13 protein-coding genes are annotated in these 16394 nt (G+C 51.1%); 7 read left to right on the forward strand and 6 right to left on the reverse strand.

Annotated features, from left to right (window positions below; all coding sequences use genetic code 11):
- Window positions 1–10 precede the first annotated feature (10 nt).
- Window positions 11–2182, forward strand: a complete 2172-nt coding sequence (locus Q4E93_RS18065; protein ID WP_303587559.1) for a multicopper oxidase domain-containing protein — start codon at window positions 11–13, stop codon at window positions 2180–2182.
- On the opposite strand, the gene Q4E93_RS18070 is transcribed toward Q4E93_RS18065, so the two are convergent.
- Window positions 2172–4406, reverse strand: a complete 2235-nt coding sequence (locus Q4E93_RS18070) for a putative Ig domain-containing protein (protein ID WP_303587560.1) — start codon at window positions 4404–4406, stop codon at window positions 2172–2174. The genes Q4E93_RS18065 and Q4E93_RS18070 overlap by 11 nt on opposite strands.
- 113 nt (window positions 4407–4519) lie before the next feature.
- Here Q4E93_RS18070 and Q4E93_RS18075 point away from each other — a divergent pair, with 113 nt between their 5' ends.
- Complete coding sequence (locus tag Q4E93_RS18075) at window positions 4520–5101, forward strand: HD domain-containing protein (protein ID WP_303587562.1); 582 nt, start codon at window positions 4520–4522, stop codon at window positions 5099–5101.
- On the opposite strand, the gene Q4E93_RS18080 is transcribed toward Q4E93_RS18075, so the two are convergent.
- Window positions 5098–5805 carry a DNA alkylation repair protein gene (locus tag Q4E93_RS18080; RefSeq protein ID WP_303587563.1) on the reverse strand — a complete coding sequence of 236 codons (708 nt, stop codon included), beginning with the start codon at window positions 5803–5805 and terminating at the stop codon, window positions 5098–5100. The two genes, Q4E93_RS18075 and Q4E93_RS18080, sit on opposite strands and share 4 nt — an antisense overlap.
- A gap of 94 nt (window positions 5806–5899) precedes the next feature.
- On the opposite strand from Q4E93_RS18080, the gene Q4E93_RS18085 reads away from it, so the two are divergent.
- The 5 genes from Q4E93_RS18085 to Q4E93_RS18105 are packed head-to-tail and all read left to right on the forward strand — an operon-like array spanning window position 5900 to window position 13089.
- Complete coding sequence (locus Q4E93_RS18085; protein WP_303587564.1) at window positions 5900–6574, forward strand: response regulator transcription factor; 675 nt, start codon at window positions 5900–5902, stop codon at window positions 6572–6574.
- 2 nt (window positions 6575–6576) lie between these two features.
- A complete protein-coding gene (locus Q4E93_RS18090; protein ID WP_303587565.1) occupies window positions 6577–7860 on the forward strand; it encodes a sensor histidine kinase in 1284 nt (427 codons plus the stop codon).
- On the forward strand, window positions 7857–9092 hold the full coding sequence (locus tag Q4E93_RS18095) for a TolC family protein (protein WP_303587566.1): 1236 nt from the start codon (window positions 7857–7859) through the stop codon (window positions 9090–9092). Before Q4E93_RS18090 ends, Q4E93_RS18095 begins: the two co-directional genes overlap by 4 nt.
- Before the next feature lie 12 nt (window positions 9093–9104).
- The gene (locus Q4E93_RS18100) at window positions 9105–10040 is read left to right on the forward strand and encodes an efflux RND transporter periplasmic adaptor subunit (protein ID WP_303587568.1); all 936 of its coding nucleotides are present in this window, start codon (window positions 9105–9107) and stop codon (window positions 10038–10040) included.
- A 4-nt stretch (window positions 10041–10044) separates the two neighbouring features.
- Entirely contained in the window at window positions 10045–13089 is a 3045-nt protein-coding gene (locus Q4E93_RS18105) for an efflux RND transporter permease subunit (RefSeq protein WP_303587570.1), read from the forward strand.
- 17 nt (window positions 13090–13106) lie between these two features.
- Here Q4E93_RS18105 and Q4E93_RS18110 read toward each other — a convergent pair whose 3' ends face one another.
- The 4 genes from Q4E93_RS18110 to Q4E93_RS18125 form a co-directional block, all read right to left on the reverse strand.
- Window positions 13107–14105 (reverse strand): YncE family protein, encoded by a 999-nt coding sequence (locus tag Q4E93_RS18110; RefSeq protein WP_303587571.1) that lies wholly within the window; start codon window positions 14103–14105, stop codon window positions 13107–13109.
- A gap of 77 nt (window positions 14106–14182) precedes the next feature.
- Window positions 14183–15412, reverse strand: a complete 1230-nt coding sequence (locus Q4E93_RS18115) for an RNA polymerase sigma factor (RefSeq protein ID WP_303587572.1) — start codon at window positions 15410–15412, stop codon at window positions 14183–14185.
- A gap of 5 nt (window positions 15413–15417) precedes the next feature.
- Complete coding sequence (locus Q4E93_RS18120; protein ID WP_303587573.1) at window positions 15418–15768, reverse strand: YciI family protein; 351 nt, start codon at window positions 15766–15768, stop codon at window positions 15418–15420.
- 12 nt (window positions 15769–15780) lie between these two features.
- Entirely contained in the window at window positions 15781–16335 is a 555-nt protein-coding gene (locus Q4E93_RS18125) for a dihydrofolate reductase family protein (RefSeq protein ID WP_303587576.1), read from the reverse strand.
- Window positions 16336–16394: the final 59 nt, after the last annotated feature.

Raw genomic sequence — 16394 nt, forward strand, 5'->3', positions numbered from 1 at the left:
AGATCACCACATGAAAGCAATCGTTATATGCCTATGGGCATGTATAATGGCATTTCCTGCGATAGCCCAGATGCACCATGAAATGCCCGCATCGCCCATACAGCGGGAGCCATTCCGGACACTGCGTTCCGGAAGAGTGATCTATCATTTATATATCACCGATACTACGGTGAATTATTCGGGTAAAAAGGTAAACGCCATTGCGGTCAACGGCTCCATTCCGGGGCCGGCCCTCTATTTTACAGAAGGTGATACGGCCGAGATCCATATTCATAATGAAATGATGATGGAGACTTCCGTGCACTGGCATGGCATCATCCTTCCGAATAAATATGACGGGGTGTCCTACCTCACCACTCCGCCCATCGCCGCCATGCATTCCTATGTGGCCACTTTCCCTATCGTACAGAACGGGACCTACTGGTATCATTCCCATACGATGCTCCAGGAACAAAGCGGCGAATATGGGGCGTTCATCATCCGCAAGCGGGAGCCGGAACCCATGAAGGAGTATACCATCCTGCTGAGCGATTGGACGAATGAAAAGCCAGAGCAGGTACAGCGCAGGCTGCACAATGCCACGGATTGGTATGCGATTAAGAAGCGCAGCGTACAGGATTATGCCGCTGCCATCAAACAAAAACACTTCGGCACCAAGCTCAACAATGAACGTAAACGTATGCTGGCCATGGACGTCAGCGACGTCTATTACGACCGTTTTTTTGCCAACGGCCTCCGACAGGACGAGCAGACCACATTCAAGGCCGGCGACAAAGTACATCTCCGCATCATCAATGGCAGTTCTTCCACCTACTTCTGGATGACTTATGCAGGCGGTAAGTTAGCCGTCATCGCCAATGATGGAAAAGACGTCGAGCCTGTGGAAGTGGACCGGTTCATCGTAGGAACGGCAGAGACCTATGACGCCGTTGTCACCATTCCCGATCGAGGCAGCTATGAACTCCTGGCTACATCCGAAGACAGGACGGGATCGGCGTCGGTATGGTTGGGAGAAGGAACAAAGGTGAAAGCGAAGCCACTGCCCCGGCTGGACTACTTTGCGGGGATGAAAATGATGAACGACATGATGAAGGGAAACGGGGAAATGAATGATATGGGCATGCAGATGACCCACCAGGTGATGGATATGAATGCCGTGATGTATAAGGAGTCCATCGGCAAGACACTGAACTACGGAATGCTGCGTTCACCCGTCAAGACGACTTTGCCGGAAGCTCCCGTCAAATTACTACGGTTCAATCTCACGGGCAATATGAACCGGTATGTCTGGACCATCGATAACAAAGCCGTCTCCGAGACAGACAGGATACTGATCAGAAAGGGGGAGAATGTGCGGATCATTCTCTACAACGGAACGATGATGCGTCATCCCATGCACCTGCATGGCCACTTCTTCCGGCTCCTGAATGGTCAGGGAGACTATGCGCCATTAAAGAATACGGTGGATATCATGCCCATGGAAACAGATACGTTGGAATTTGCCGCCACGGAAAGCGGCGATTGGTTCTTCCATTGTCATATCCTGTACCATATGATGAGCGGCATGGGACGGATCTTCCATTATGAGGGCTCGCCGCCCGATCCGGCATTGGGCGATCCGAAAAAGGCGTTGAAAAAGGTCTATGCGGACGACAGGACCCTTTATCCCATGGGAAGGGTAGGGCTGGAAAGCAATGGCAGCGACGGAGAAGTGATCGTTGCCGACAGACGCTACAGGCTGCAGACGGAATGGCGGGTGGGTACGGATGGGAATAAAGGTTATGAGAGCGAGACCCATTTCGGAAGATATCTCGGAAGGATGCAGTTCTGGCTGCCCTATGTAGGCTGGGACTTCCGCTACCGAAGGGGCGGCGTCATGGAAAAGAACCTCTTTGGACAGGAGGATACGAAAAATAAGCGTTCCGTATTATGCGTAGGACTACAGTATACGTTGCCGTTCCTGGTAACGGCGGATGCCCGTGTGGATATGAAGGGCAATCTCCGGCTCCAGCTGGGCAGGGAAGATATACCTGTCACCAGCAGGCTGCGGTTCAATTTCATGGCGAATACGGACAGGGAATACATGGTGGGGTTCCGGTATATTCTCACTAAGTACTTCGGTCTTTCAACCCACTATGACAGTGATATGGGCTTTGGAGCAGGGGTGACCTTTAATTACTAGCGAGTTTTAGAAGCACGGACCCATGAGGGGGTAACAGGAGCCTGGGTACATTTTGCACCGTCCCCAGGCTCTTTTGCCGCCATGCATCCCGTACTCTTTGCGTACGCCTGAACCCCAGCTCTTTCCATGGAAGTCTTACATGGCTGTAGCCGGAGGTCATATTAAAAACGCCTATCGCCTTTCCGCCGTCAGCCAGCTGTTTTACCCACACCTGCGTACTGTCGTTCTCAACCATGCGTTGAGCCTGGCTGCCAAGGACATCCTGGTCGATGGCCAGTACCTCGGAATTGGTCAGCAGATTCCGGGTGAAAGCGTCCAGCTTGCTGAGATCGCATCCGATGAGCAATGGAGCTGACAACAGGCACCAAAGGCTGACGTGCGTGTATTGTTCGTCCGGCGTCAGCCTTGTTGGATGAAGATCCTGACCCCATCCCACCTTTCCCACGATCATCATGTCGGGATCATTCCAATGCCCGGGGCCAGCATAAGGGTAGAGCCGGGCCTGCCCGAAGCCGATGCTACTAAAGCTTTGCCAGGTGTCCTCGATGTCTTCCGTCGTCCGCCAGCTTTGTGCGTGGACCTGCGAGCCCCATTTCCAGACATCTCTCATTCCGTACTGGCAAAGATTGTATACGATATCCCGCTTTTGCTTTTGCAGCGCTTCGTCCATGATGGAATATGGCTTTATGAATGTCGTCAGCGCACTGTCATTCCTGGCTATTTCATCATAGCTGCACCAGTCATATTTTAAATAATCCACACCCCATGCTGCATAAGTGCTGGCATCTTTCTCCTCATTCCGATAGGATCCCAGATAGCCGCCGCAAGTCCGGGGTCCGGGGGAAGAATAGATCCCGAACTTCAATCCACGGCTATGCAGCCAGGTACCCAGCGCCATCATATCATCAAACTTTTCATTGGGGACAACACTGCTGTCTGTGGCGCGGACGGGTTTTTGCCATCCGTCATCAATATTGATATAGGTCCAGCCATAATCGATCAATCCCTTATCGATCAATGCCTGTGCGGATTGCATTACTTTGTCTGCACTGACATTGATACCCCAGCAATTCCAGCTGTTCCAGCCCATAGGAGGAGTAAGCGCCAGCCTGGCTCCGGCAACGATATTGAAATGCTGCTGCGCCTTGCCCAGGCTATTGCTCACAGTGATCACCACTGGATAGCTGCCACTGTCGGTAACCACACCGCCGATCATACCTGTAGAGGGGTCTATTTGTACACCCGCTGGCAGACCCGAGGCCGCATACCGCAAAGGCTTTTTACCTGTGGCGGCGATCTTGAACAAGACCGGTGATCCCGGATGGAGACCCAGCACAGCCGCGCTGTTGATCCGAGGGAGGTCGGCAGGTGAGGGTGTAAGGGTATAGGGCAAGGTTTGCTTTTCGGATCTCACCAGTGTCGTGCCTGTCTGGGTGAATGACCAGGATATTTCGACACCCGGCCTGTTAGGTACGGTGAAATGGAAGACACTCTTGTCTAAAGGTCGGATATGGAGCACCGCATTTTTCTGTGTGATGATGCCATGCGCCGCCGCATCCAGGATCTTTGTCTTCAGCACGCCGTCAAAATAGACGGAATAGCTATTGGATACGGTTAAGGTCAGGGTAGCCTTATCCGCATCGTACCGTATATCTTCCGCCGCCATCGTTATAGCAAGACCATCCGTTTTCTCCAGCATGTCGATGTACGGTGCGCCCATAAAGATGCCTCCCGTCCCTCCTCCATCGTATACTTTTATCGAAATGATATTCTCCGCGTCCCATTTGACGGCAGCGGCCTCGGCCGCAATATGATATTCCCTGGTGGCCGGCCATTTACTGACATATCCTCCCGCATCGTCCGGGAAGGCCCCTGTTTTGCCGACCTTTACACCATTGAAATACGTCTCGTCGACATCGTTGACATGCGCCAGGAACAGCCGGAGACTATCTTTCCAGAACGCATTTTCCCTGAGCGAGGAAGGAACGAATACATGGATCCTGTACCATGCAAAGCCATGGTAATTATCGAAACCCTGTGCCTGCCACACCTGCCCGGTCTGTAAGGTTTTCCATGTCTTATCGTCAAAGCCCGGGAAGGACCAGGCCGGATCATCGCCGGTCGTAAACTGTGCTTTATCCAGGAAAATGGCGTCTTTATGCTGCGCGAAAGCCGCACAGGACAGCAGCCAGCAGGCGAAGGTGGCGGTGATCTTTTGGAACATGGCAACAAATCTAGCTGAACGACCGCCGTATCCATAGAAGGTTTTTAGTAAATTGTTGCCTGATATTAACCAGTCCAGAATTTCTTCAGAATTGACTTCGAAATTTACCAGGCATGGATTATAGCAAAATTGAAAGGGACGTAGAAGAATATGTAAGGAATAGCTATGTTTTTTCCGACAGGCATTTTCCCTATCACAATCTGGATCATACGGTAGACGTTGTTCATTTTACGGAAGAGATCTGCGGATACTATCTCCTGTCAGCGCCGGAGCGCTTTATTGTAAAGGTCTCCGCCTGGTTCCATGACATCGGTCATTTAAATGGGGACATGACAGGACATGAAGAGCGTGGAGCAGCGATCATGCGGACCTGCCTGACTCCCTTGCCTGTGCCCGAACGGCTGGTAACTGCCATTGCAGGTTGTATCATGGCTACGAAGTACCCATGGGATCCGCACACATTGTATGAGGAAATACTTTGCGACGCGGATACTTTTCATTTTGGCACATCAAAATTTAAGGAAACGGATACTGCGGTGAAAAGAGAAGTTGAATTACGGACAGGAAAGATATATCCTGACTGGCACAAAAAAAGCATAAAGTTGCTGGAAGAGCATCGTTTTTTTACAAAATACTGCCAGGACTTGCTGGACAGCGGGAAGCAGGAAAATATAAGGTGGCTGAAAAGTCTCTAGCATTTCACCGTCTTCTTTTTTTTGCCCAGGCTGCCTCTGTCTTCTATCTTTTTAATATACGCGATGGCGTCCGGCATTTCACGGGCTGTCCCATGCATATCTACTTTCACCACACCCATCTTTTTGGCTGTTGCGATGGCTTCCTCCGTCAGTGGCGTCACGTAGGCGCCGACGGAAATGATAAAGTTATTCATATTGTACTTTACGCAATTGGCCGAGGCGTGTATGGTCTTTCCGACGCGGGCCAGCAGGGCTTTCAGTGCCTTTAAATCCAGCTCGCTATCCGGCTTCAGCGCTACCAGGTTGGAAAGGGTCGACCAGCCTGCGGCAGCAATATGCGCTTCTTTCGATTCGATCCATTCCAGCGCCAGCTCATAGCCATGGAGGCTCTCCGCAGCCACCCAGGGGACGGTGTATCCACATAAGGTGTCGGAATCGGCCTGCTTCACCCAGGATTGAAGGTCTTTCTTCGTCATTTTTTTATCGTCCGCAATGAGGCCCGCCAGGTACATGGCGTCAGCGTTACCTGTGGCATACAAGTCCTTCGCGAGCTGGTAATCTTTTTTTATCTGCTTCTGGATGGGTTTCAGATCGGATACTTTTACACCGAAAAGCGGCTCTTTTATACCGTGTTTCAAATGTATATTCTTTATTTGCGGGCTGCCCAGGGATTCCAGCCGGGCCATGATCTCTTTTACTGTCATGGGAGAAGGGATTGTAGGTAAATTTACTTATTTTTTCTGCCCGGTCTTCAGAATTCCTCCAGATTGAGGTGGTTAATTTGCTCAAAGCAGCAGAATGAAAATACTAATCGTCGAAGACGAACAGGAATTGATGAAAAGTATGGCCACCTATCTTAAAAGTGAAAACTTTGTCTGTGAAGAGGCTCCCGATTATAAGACGGCCCGGGAAAAGATAGAGCTTTTCAGCTATGACTGCATCCTGCTGGATGTGTCCCTTCCCGACGGGAATGGCCTTTCATTGCTGAACGAGTTAAAGGAAAACAAAAAGTCCGACGGCGTCATCGTTATTTCGGCAAAGAACTCCATCGGCGACAGGATCCAGGGATTGAACCTGGGGGCGGACGATTATCTTACGAAGCCCTTTCACTTGTCCGAATTAAATGCCCGTATCCTGGCGGTTATCCGCAGGCGACATTTTCAGGGGCAGCAGATACTTATTTTTAATGAATTAACGATCGATCTAACGGCCAAGACGGTCACTGTTCACCGATGTACAGTGGAGCTTACCCGGAAGGAATATGATCTGCTGTTATATCTTGCCTATAACAAGAACAGGGTCATTTCGAAGAATGCTATTGCCGAACACTTGTCGGGCGATGAATCGGATATTTACAGTAATTACGATTTTATTTATTCTCATATGAAAAACCTTAAAAAGAAACTGCAGCAGGCAGGCTGTAGCGAGTATATCCGGTCGATCTATGGAATGGGTTACAAATTCGACGTTTGACCATGAGGCTTAATAATAAGACCATACGTAATTATCTGTTTTATTCATCCCTCATTTTTCTGTTGACCATCCCTCTATTCTATTTCGTGGTGCGATCGGTTCTTCTGCATTCTGTGGATAGATCCCTGCGCTCCCAGCTGCGGGAGATCCGTTCGAATTTGGGTGAGATCCGGTCGCAGGCTGACCTGACGGCCTGGTCCAGGCTGGATAAGGATATTTCCTTGTCGCCGGCCGATGAGGTCATCGGAGACCGTATTTACACCGGCTACCGATTTAGCCCAAAGCACAGGGAAAAGGAACCTTACAGGGAGATTGCAGGCATGATCACTGTAGGCGGGAAGACGTATCGGCTGATCATCAGCAGCAGCCTCGTCGAGAACGAGGATCTCCTGGGCAGCATATTGCTGGTGCAGGCCGCTGTATTGCTGATGCTCATCGGCGGCATGCTTTGGATCAACCAAAAAGTGTCTAAAAGACTGTGGCAGCCCTTTTACGTCGCTTTGAAAAATATGCATCAATTCCAGGTCAACAAACAGACCAATCTTTCCTTCCTGGCCAGCACCACCGACGAGTTCAATGAGCTGAATGTGGCAATGAAGAATCTTTTCAGCCGCAGCTCCGAAATATTCCTGCAGCAGAAGGAGTTTACAGAGAATGCGTCTCACGAGATGCAAACTCCGCTGGCCATTTTCCAGAGCAAGCTGGAGCTGTTGATGCAGACCCCGCATTTATCGGAGGAGCAGGCGGACCTGATCAATTCCCTGGACGTTACCAACAGGCGTCTGATAAAATTAAATAAATCGCTTCTGCTGCTGGCAAAGATCGAGAACAATCAATACCAAACTGTCGAAGAGGTGGAGATAGGATCCATATGCAGCAGGCTCATACGGCATTCCCGGATACATGCGGAAGCAAGGAATATTTCCATCCACGGGGATTTCCCGGACGCCATCATTGTCAGCGTCAATATCACCCTGATAGAAATCCTCATAGGCAACCTGCTTTCCAATGCCATCCGGTACAACACAGACAATGGAGCGATTGTGGTAAGAACGGAGAAGGACACGCTTGTTATCGAGAACACGGGCGCATCCACACCGCTGGTTTTGAGCAGGATCTTTGACCGGTTCTACAAGCAGGCGGGTCCGGCAGGGAGTGATGACAGCACTGGTCTGGGACTTGCCATCGTAAAAAATATATGTACTCTTTACCGCTATAGCGTCGATTATTCTTTCCAGGAAGGCAGGCATGTCTTCCGTATATTATTTAAACGTGATCCCGAATGAAAAAAGGCTTTCTATATATTCTTTTAAGTGTCCGCCTTTGCGCCTTCGGCCAGGATCATAACCTGGACTACTATCTCGGGCGGGCCAGGGACAACAGTCCTTTATTGAAGGACTATCAGAATCAGCTGCTTTCAAACGGAGTGGACAGTCAGCTGATCCGGGCCTCGTATCTGCCGCAGGTAAACGGTGTCAGTAATAATTCCTATGCACCTTTGATCGGCGGCTATGGATATGACAATGCTGTTACCAATGGAGGCCAGCTTTCCGCCCAGGTGCTGGCGACCAAGACATTTGTGGGCAGGAACTACCTGTCCGCGCAATACCAGACCCTTTCCCTGAATCAAAAGACCATCGGCAACGCCACGGCGATAGCCCGGCGGGACCTGAAGAAGACGGTGACTGCCCAGTACATCACCGCATACGGCGACATGGTGATCATGAACTTCAACCGGGAAACCCTGGCGCTGCTGCAAAAGGAGGAGGGCATATTGAAAGGGCTGACACAGGCCAATATATATAAGCAGACCGATTATCTTACGTTCTATGTTACCATGCAGCAACAGCAGCTGATCTTCCGGCAGTCGGAGATCCAGTTCAGGAACGACTTTGCCTTGCTGAATTATTTATGCGGTGTCGTCGACACTGCAGTCACCGATCTTCCGGATCCCGGATTGAAAATGTCCGTACTGCCGGATGCATACAGCTCTGAGTTTTACAGGCAATATACCATTGACAGCCTGAAGAACATTAACCAGCACGCGCTCGTCAATTACAGCTACAAACCCAAGTTAAGCGTATTCGCGGATGCCGGGTATTTATCAAGCTATCCATTCCAGCTTGGCAGGAATTTCGGAACGAGCTTTGGGCTTTCGCTCAATGTGCCGATCTACGACGGGAAGCAGCGGCAAATGAAATTCAAAAAGATCGATATTGCCGAAAGGACAAGGACCGGTTATCGGGATTTCTTTCTGCGGCAGTATGACCAACAGATAGCCCAATTAACACAGCAGCTACGCGCCACCGAATCGCTGATCGAGGATATCAGGGGGCAGATCAAGTATTCCAGCGCCCTGATCGAAGTGAACGCCAAGCTGCTGGAGACAGGCAATGTCAGGATCACCGAACTGGTGCTGGCTATCAATACGTGGCTGAATGCCAGGAACCTGCTGAACCAGAATTACACCAGCAGGCTGCAGATCATTAACCAGATCAATTATTGGGAAGCTTTATAAAACCATAGGTACATGGCAAAATTTGGATTTTTATGGATAGTCGTGCTGGCCGGGTCTATTTCCTGCAACGGTAAAAGCGCCCCGGCGGAAGCTACGGCGGCTGACCCCGCTACTGAGGAAATCAGAACGCCGGTGACGGTGATGAACGTCGAATACAAGGATCTAACGGACTCCATCGAGCTGAATGCCACCTCCACTTTCTTACAGAGCAGCTATGTACGGTCCACAGCTGTAGGGTATGTTAAAACAGTAAATGTCAAACCCGGGGAGCTGGTGGGGGTAGGGAAACCGTTGTTTATCATCGAGACAAAGGAATCCCTGGTCATCGGCAATTCCATCTCCAGGCTGGACAGCTCGTTTAAGTTCTCCGGCATGAGCACTGTCAGGTCGTCTTCAGCAGGGTACGTCACACAGCTGAACCATCAGCCCGGGGATTATGTGCAGGATGGAGAACAACTGGCCGTCATCAGTGATATCAATAGCTTTGTTTTTTTGCTGAACCTACCTTATGAGCTGCGGCCTTTTGTGCTTAACAAAAGGAATGTGGACCTGGTATTGCCAGATGCCACACACCTGACAGGTGTTATCAGCTCCGTTATGCCCGTTGTCGATTCCCTTTCACAGACACAACCGGTGGTCATAAAGGTGAGCAGCCGGACCCCGATACCGCAAAACCTGATAGCGAAGGTGCGGATCATCAAGAATCTACGTAGTCATGCGCAGACGCTGCCCAGATCTGCTATCCTGTCTGATGAAGCGCAAACCAGCTTTTGGGTAATGAAGCTCATTGATTCCTCCACTGCTGTTAAGACTCCCGTGCGAATGGGTCTGGAGCAGCATAATACAATCGAGATCCTGGATCCGATGTTTTCAAAGGACGACAGGATCGTGATCGCCGGTAATTACGGGTTGCCTGATACGGCTAAAGTAATCGTGCAGAAACAATAATATCATGAAGAACTTTTTTGCATCCTATAAGAGTCCTGTGACGGCGTTGCTGGCGATCATCATGATGGGCGGCTTTTTTTTCTATGGCCGGCTGAAGACGTCGCTGTTCCCGGAGATCACATTCCCGAAGATAAAGATCATTGCGGATGCCGGCCTGCAACCTGTGGACAAGATGATGGTTACGGTGACCAAGCCGCTGGAGAATGCCATCAAGCAAGTGCCTGACCTGCTGAATATCCGCAGCACCACCAGCCGCGGCACCTGTGAGATCTCGGCCTTCATGGACTGGAACAGCAATATCGACCTGGCGCAGCAGCGCATCGAATCGAAGATCGCCCAGGTCAGCAATAGCCTTCCCGCCGGCGTACAGGTAACAGTAGAAAAGATGAACCCTTCCATACTTCCCGTGCTGGGTTATTCTCTGGAGACGAATTCGGCTGCGTCCCCCATCGATATCAAGCAGCTGGCCCTATATACCGTCAAGCCATTTTTATCCCAGGTCCAGGGTGTATCCGAGGTCCGGGTCATCGGTGGGAAGCAAAAGGAATACTGGCTCACCCTCGACATGCAGAAAATGAGTACCCTGGGCATCACACCGGATTCGCTTTCCTCCGTCCTCGCGCAAACTAATTTCATCCGGAGCAATGGTTATCTCTCAGACTATCATCTTTTATACCTTACTGTCACTGATGCCACGGTGAAGACGCTGGGCCAGCTAAAGGACCTCATCGTCATCAACAATGGAAAAAGGGTCGTCCGTCTCGACGAGATCACTAATGTCTCCATCCAGGAGTCTGTGGAATATACGAAGATCAACGCCAACGGAAAGGAGAACCTGCTGATCGCCGTCATCAAGCAGCCCAATGCCAACCTGATCGATCTGTCTACCCGGATGGAGCAAAAGATCGCCGACCTGCAAAAGATCCTTCCCAAAAATGTCCGGCTCAAGCCCTACTATGTACAGGCTGATTTCGTGCAGGACTCGGTAAAGAGCGTAACGGACAGTTTATGGATCGGCGTTGCGCTGGCGATCATAGTGGCCATTATCTTTCTCCGGAGCGTAAAGGCCAGCGCAACCATTCTTATCACCATACCCGTCACCATCTGTCTGACGTTGATAGTGGTCTATGCTATTGGCTATACCTTCAATATCATGACCCTGGGGGCTATTGCAGCGTCCATTGGACTGATCATCGACGATGCCATCGTGGTGGTAGAACAAATACAGCGAACGCATGAGGAACATCCTCTCGAACCGTCCGGCGTCCTGGTTGAAAAAGCCATTCGTTACCTGTACCCTGCTATGATCGGATCGTCCCTGAGCACCATCGTCATTTTTATTCCCTTCGAACTAATGAGCGGAGTAGCCGGCGCCTATTTCAAGGTGCTGACCAATACGATGATCATTACGTTGGTGTGCTCTTTTTTCGTCACCTGGATCGGCCTCCCCGTAATCTACCTGCTGCTGAGCCCGAAAAGGGGCAAATCGCCTAAAAAAGAGCCCAAAGCCCATATGGTGAAACGGCAGAAATGGGTGGGATTCTTCATTCACAAGCCCTATGTGAGCATGGTGCTTATAGCAGGATTGGCTTTGGCCATTTATCTCATTCTGCCCAAACTGGAGACAGGGTTTTTACCGGAAATGGATGAAGGCAGCATCGTGCTGGATTATACCTCTCCGCCCGGCACTTCCCTTCAGGAGACGGACAGGATCCTGCGGCAGGTGGAAAAGATCGTTACTTCGGTGCCGGAGGTGGCAAGCTATTCCCGTCGCACGGGGACGCAGATGGGCTTTTTTATTACCGAGCCCAATACGGGAGATTACCTGATACAGCTGAAAAAGGAGAGGGCACGCAGCACCGACGAGGTCATAGCGGACATACGCAAGCAGGTGGAATCCTCCCAACCCGCCTTGCGGATCGATTTCGGCCAGGTGATAGGGGATATGCTGGGCGACCTGATGACCTCGGTCCAGCCTGTGGCGATCAAAATATTCGGTAACGACGTAAAAAAATTGCAGGACCTTTCCAAACAGGTGGCCGAATCGGTGAAAAAAGTGGAGGGTGCTGCCGACGTATTTGACGGTATTGTGATCGCCGGCCCATCGGTCAGCATCGAGCCGGATTATAACAAGCTGGCGCAATTTGGCGTCACTCCAGCTATGTTGCAGCTGCAGCTGCAAAACAGGCTGGAAGGGAATATTGTAGGTAGCATCCTTGAAAAAGAGCAGCTCACCAACATACGGATGGTCTATCCCAATAGCAGGACGGCAACGGTCGCCGATATCCAGCAATTGCAGATATTCCTGCCTTCGGGAAGGCTGAAACCTATAACTGAACTGGCAGGCGTAAAGGTGAACCCGGGGGATGCAGAGATCAGTCGTGAAAATCTTCAGTCGATGGGTGAGGTCACAGCACGACTGGAGAACCGCGACCTGGGAAGCGTGATGAAGGACGTCCAAAAGAGTGTGGCAACGGATGTGGTGCTGCCGCAGGGATATCATATTGAATACGGCGGGTCCTATGCGGAGCAGCAGCAGTCATTCAAGGAGCTGCTGACGATATTGATCACATCGAGCCTGTTGGTCTTTTCAGTCATACTTTTTCTTTTTCGCGATCTGCGGGTTGCCCTGCTCATTATCCTGTTGGCCGTGCTGGGGATCGCCGGCAGCTATATTGCTTTATACATCACGCATACGCCGCTGAACGTGGGCAGCTACACCGGGCTGATCATGATCGTGGGCATCATTGGGGAAAATGCCATTTTCACTTTCCTGCAGTTCCGGGATTCATTGAAGGAGAGGTCGGTGGATGAATCCATCGTATTCTCCGTCTCAACGCGTCTGCGCCCCAAACTGATGACGGCACTAGGGGCCATCATTGCCCTGATGCCGCTGGCCCTGGGCATCGGCACGGGAGCCCAGCTGCACCAGCCGCTGGCCATTGCGGTGATCGGAGGGTTTGTGGCTGCGCTGCCCATCCTGCTGATCGTCCTGCCGTCGATGCTGCGATTGCTTTACAGGAAGCACAGGCCGCCGGAACTAATATAGGGTTCAATCCGTCCGATCTATTGAGGCTTGTAGACCAGCACAGCAAAGGTGCCGGGTATGATATTGCGGGTCCCCGGTTGGAATTCGGGTGCGCTGAAATAGATCTTCCTGGTTTTTTTGTCGAACGCCATGGTTTTGGCGCGGGGGACGGTGGTCAATGACTGTACTATGGTGTACTTGTCGGCAGATTCCTGGCGGATAATTGTGGCGGTAGCGTCGCCGTTAGAGACGAATATCAGCTGGTTGGCGGCATCATAGACCACGGCATCGACGCCCGCGCCGATGGGTAGGGTGGCGATCACTTTTCCCGTTGCGATATTCACTACACTGAGGCCTTTATTGGTGCGGCAGCCGGTGAAAAGCCTGCCGTGCGCTGCATCCAGGGCCAGTCCTGTAGGGCCGCCGCATGGGGCGAGGGGCCAGGAGGCTTTTACTGTCCAGTTCTTCGCATCGATGACTTTGAGGACATTCAGGTCTTCATTATTATTATAGATGAGGCCCTTCCCGTCGGGTACGGCGAATTCCGGGCCTCCTTCCAGGTCGATGGTCTTGATCTCCTTCAAGGCTACAGGATCGATGACGCAGGCGTTCTTGCTGTTACCGTTGAAGGTGAGGACCTTTTTGCTGTATGGATCGTATATGATCGCATCAGGGCCCTTGGCGCTGAGGGGAATGGTCGCCAGGATCTTAAAGGTAGAGAGATCAAAGACGACAACGGAATTGCCTTTACCGTCACTGATAAACCCCTTGTTGAGCTCATTGTCCACGGCTATTCCGTGTACGCCTTTCATGCCATCGATGCTGGCGATGGGCTTTTCCGTACCGAGATCGATCACGTTGACGGAAGTGCCATGCGAAACGAATAAATGATTGTTTATTTCGTCGATCGACAGATAGTCATAGCCGCCGTCGCCGGGAAGTGCGATCTTCTTGTCAAAGGCATATTGTTGCCCTACTACGGTATGAAAGGTAAGTGACATGACCGCCAGGCCCAGGAATAAGTTCTTTTTTTTCATTTTTATAAGATTGTCCGCCGAAGATCAGAACTAATCCTGTAGCAAAACTGAACTGGCGAGTGCTCACTGTGCCCGGTTCAAAGAGTGGCATGCCTGTCCATCTTTTTCTGAATGGCCTGCCTGTCTGCCGGCGTCTTCGCCAGGGAATAAGCTTTTTGAAGATGCAGCCTGGCTTTTTCATCATCGATGGACGTATACAGCTCTCCCAGCAAGGCAAAGTAAAAATGGTTGTCCGTCAATTCCAGTTTTTCCGCTTCAACGATGGCGGCTGCTTTTCCATTGACCTTCGAGAGCGCATACGTCCTGTTGAGGGCCGCAATGGGCGAATATTCCATTTGCAGCAGCCGGTTGTAAAATTGCAAAATGTTCTCCCATTTTTCCGGGATGTCGGCACGCTGTGTGCTCCAATAGGCAATACCCGCTTCCAGATGATACCTGGACAGCTTGTTGCCAGTGGCGGAGCATTGCAAAAAATAACCTCCTTTGCTGATGAAGTCCACATTCCAAAGGCTGGGGTCCTGCTCCTCGTACAGGATGATGCCGCCATTCCTGTCCGTACGCGCGTCGAACCGGGAAGCATGGAAACACATCAAAGCAAGCAAGGCATTCACCTGTGGCTGATTGGTCGCGGCATTTTCAACAAGCATGGTACACAGCCGTATGGCTTCCAGGCAAAGGTCCTTACGGAGCGGTTGATCCCGGCTGATGGAATAATAGCCTTCGTTAAACAGAAGATAGATGGTGGTCAATACAGGAGACAGCCTTTCTTCGATCTCCGGCGGGCCGGGAACGCCGATCTTTATCCCGGAAGTCCGCAGCTGCTCTTTGGCCCGGAATAATCGTTTGTTGATGGTCTCCTTATTCGTAAGGAAGGCGTCTGCGATCTCTTCAATGCCAAAACCGCAGAGGATGCGAAGGGAGAGGCCGATCTGCGCTTCGGGGGAAATGGAAGGATGGCAAATGGCGAACATCATCTGGAGCTGGCTGTCGATGATATTTTGAGGCGAGAGGTCAAGGTCTTGTTCCATTGACTCATCGCCTTTCAACGCCGGGGCGATCTTATCCCGGAACAGCGTATGACGCTGCAGATGATTTTTGGCCTTGTTCTTTGCCACGCCGTATAGCCAGGCGGTAGGATTGGACGGGATACCATGCAGGCCCCAGGTTTGCGTGGCCGTGAGGAAGGTCTCACTGGCAATATCCTCGGCATTCTCCATCCCGCCCAATCCAAAATATTTACAGAGCACCGCGACGATCTTCCGGTACTCCGTCCTGAATAGATGAGGTATCAGCTGCTGATCTGCCATGTTCGTCAGTTATGCCCGCCCGTTATTTTCCTCACTTCCACGCTATTGCCTTCTCCTCCAAGGATGGGGCATAGCTTCGCCAGGCTGACGGCTTCGTCAAAATCCTTTGCCCGGATGGTGATAAATCCGGCTATCGATTCTTTTACTTCTGCAAAGGGGCCGTCCGTGATGATTTGCTTTGGCTTGATGACCTTCCCTTCCATTGACAGGGCAGTGCCTCCCACGAATTTATTTTGCGCCGCAATGCCACCCACCCAATCCTGATATTTTTTCATATACACCTGCATCTGCTCCGGGGAAGGCTGTGCTTCTTTGGTAATGATGTCGAGACGCATCAGTATTAAGTATTCGTCCATAATTTTAAGATTTTATAAAGGTTGATACGAAAGTAAGACAACTCCGCTCCTGAACGTCCGGGCGGAGACTAATTTCAGGTCCAGCTTGCGCTGCAATCCCTTGAAGGTGGGGGCGCCATCTCCCAACGCTACCGGATCGACCATGAACTGGTATTCGTCGATAAGGCCCGCATCCGCCAACTGGGTGATGATGCTGCCGCTGCCCAGGACGCACATGTCCTTTCCCGGCGTCTCCTTCAGCTGCTTAACGGCGCCGGCGAGATCCCCATTTATGATCCGTGTATTCTGCCAACCGGCTTTTTTCAGCGTCCGGGAAAAGACGATCTTCTCCGCCTTATTCATTCCTTCGGCGACGGCAGGGGCCTGCTGGATTGCCTGCGGCGTAGGCCAGTAGCTGGCCATATGTTCGTATGTAATGCGTCCGAAGAGCAGAACGCCGCCCTGCCCCACCGATTCGCTGGCGAATTTACTTTCTTCTTCGCCATGCCTGTGCCAGGTGAGGTCCCCACCGGGTCCTGCGAAATAGCCATTCAGGGTGGTGAAGTTGAAAATCACTAACTTTCTCATTTCTAATGATTTAATAATTGATAAAGATATTGTACACCCTTATATCAAATGAGAAAGCA

The organism is Flavitalea plasmicola (assembly GCF_030546645.1).
GTDB lineage: Bacteria > Bacteroidota > Bacteroidia > Chitinophagales > Chitinophagaceae > Puia.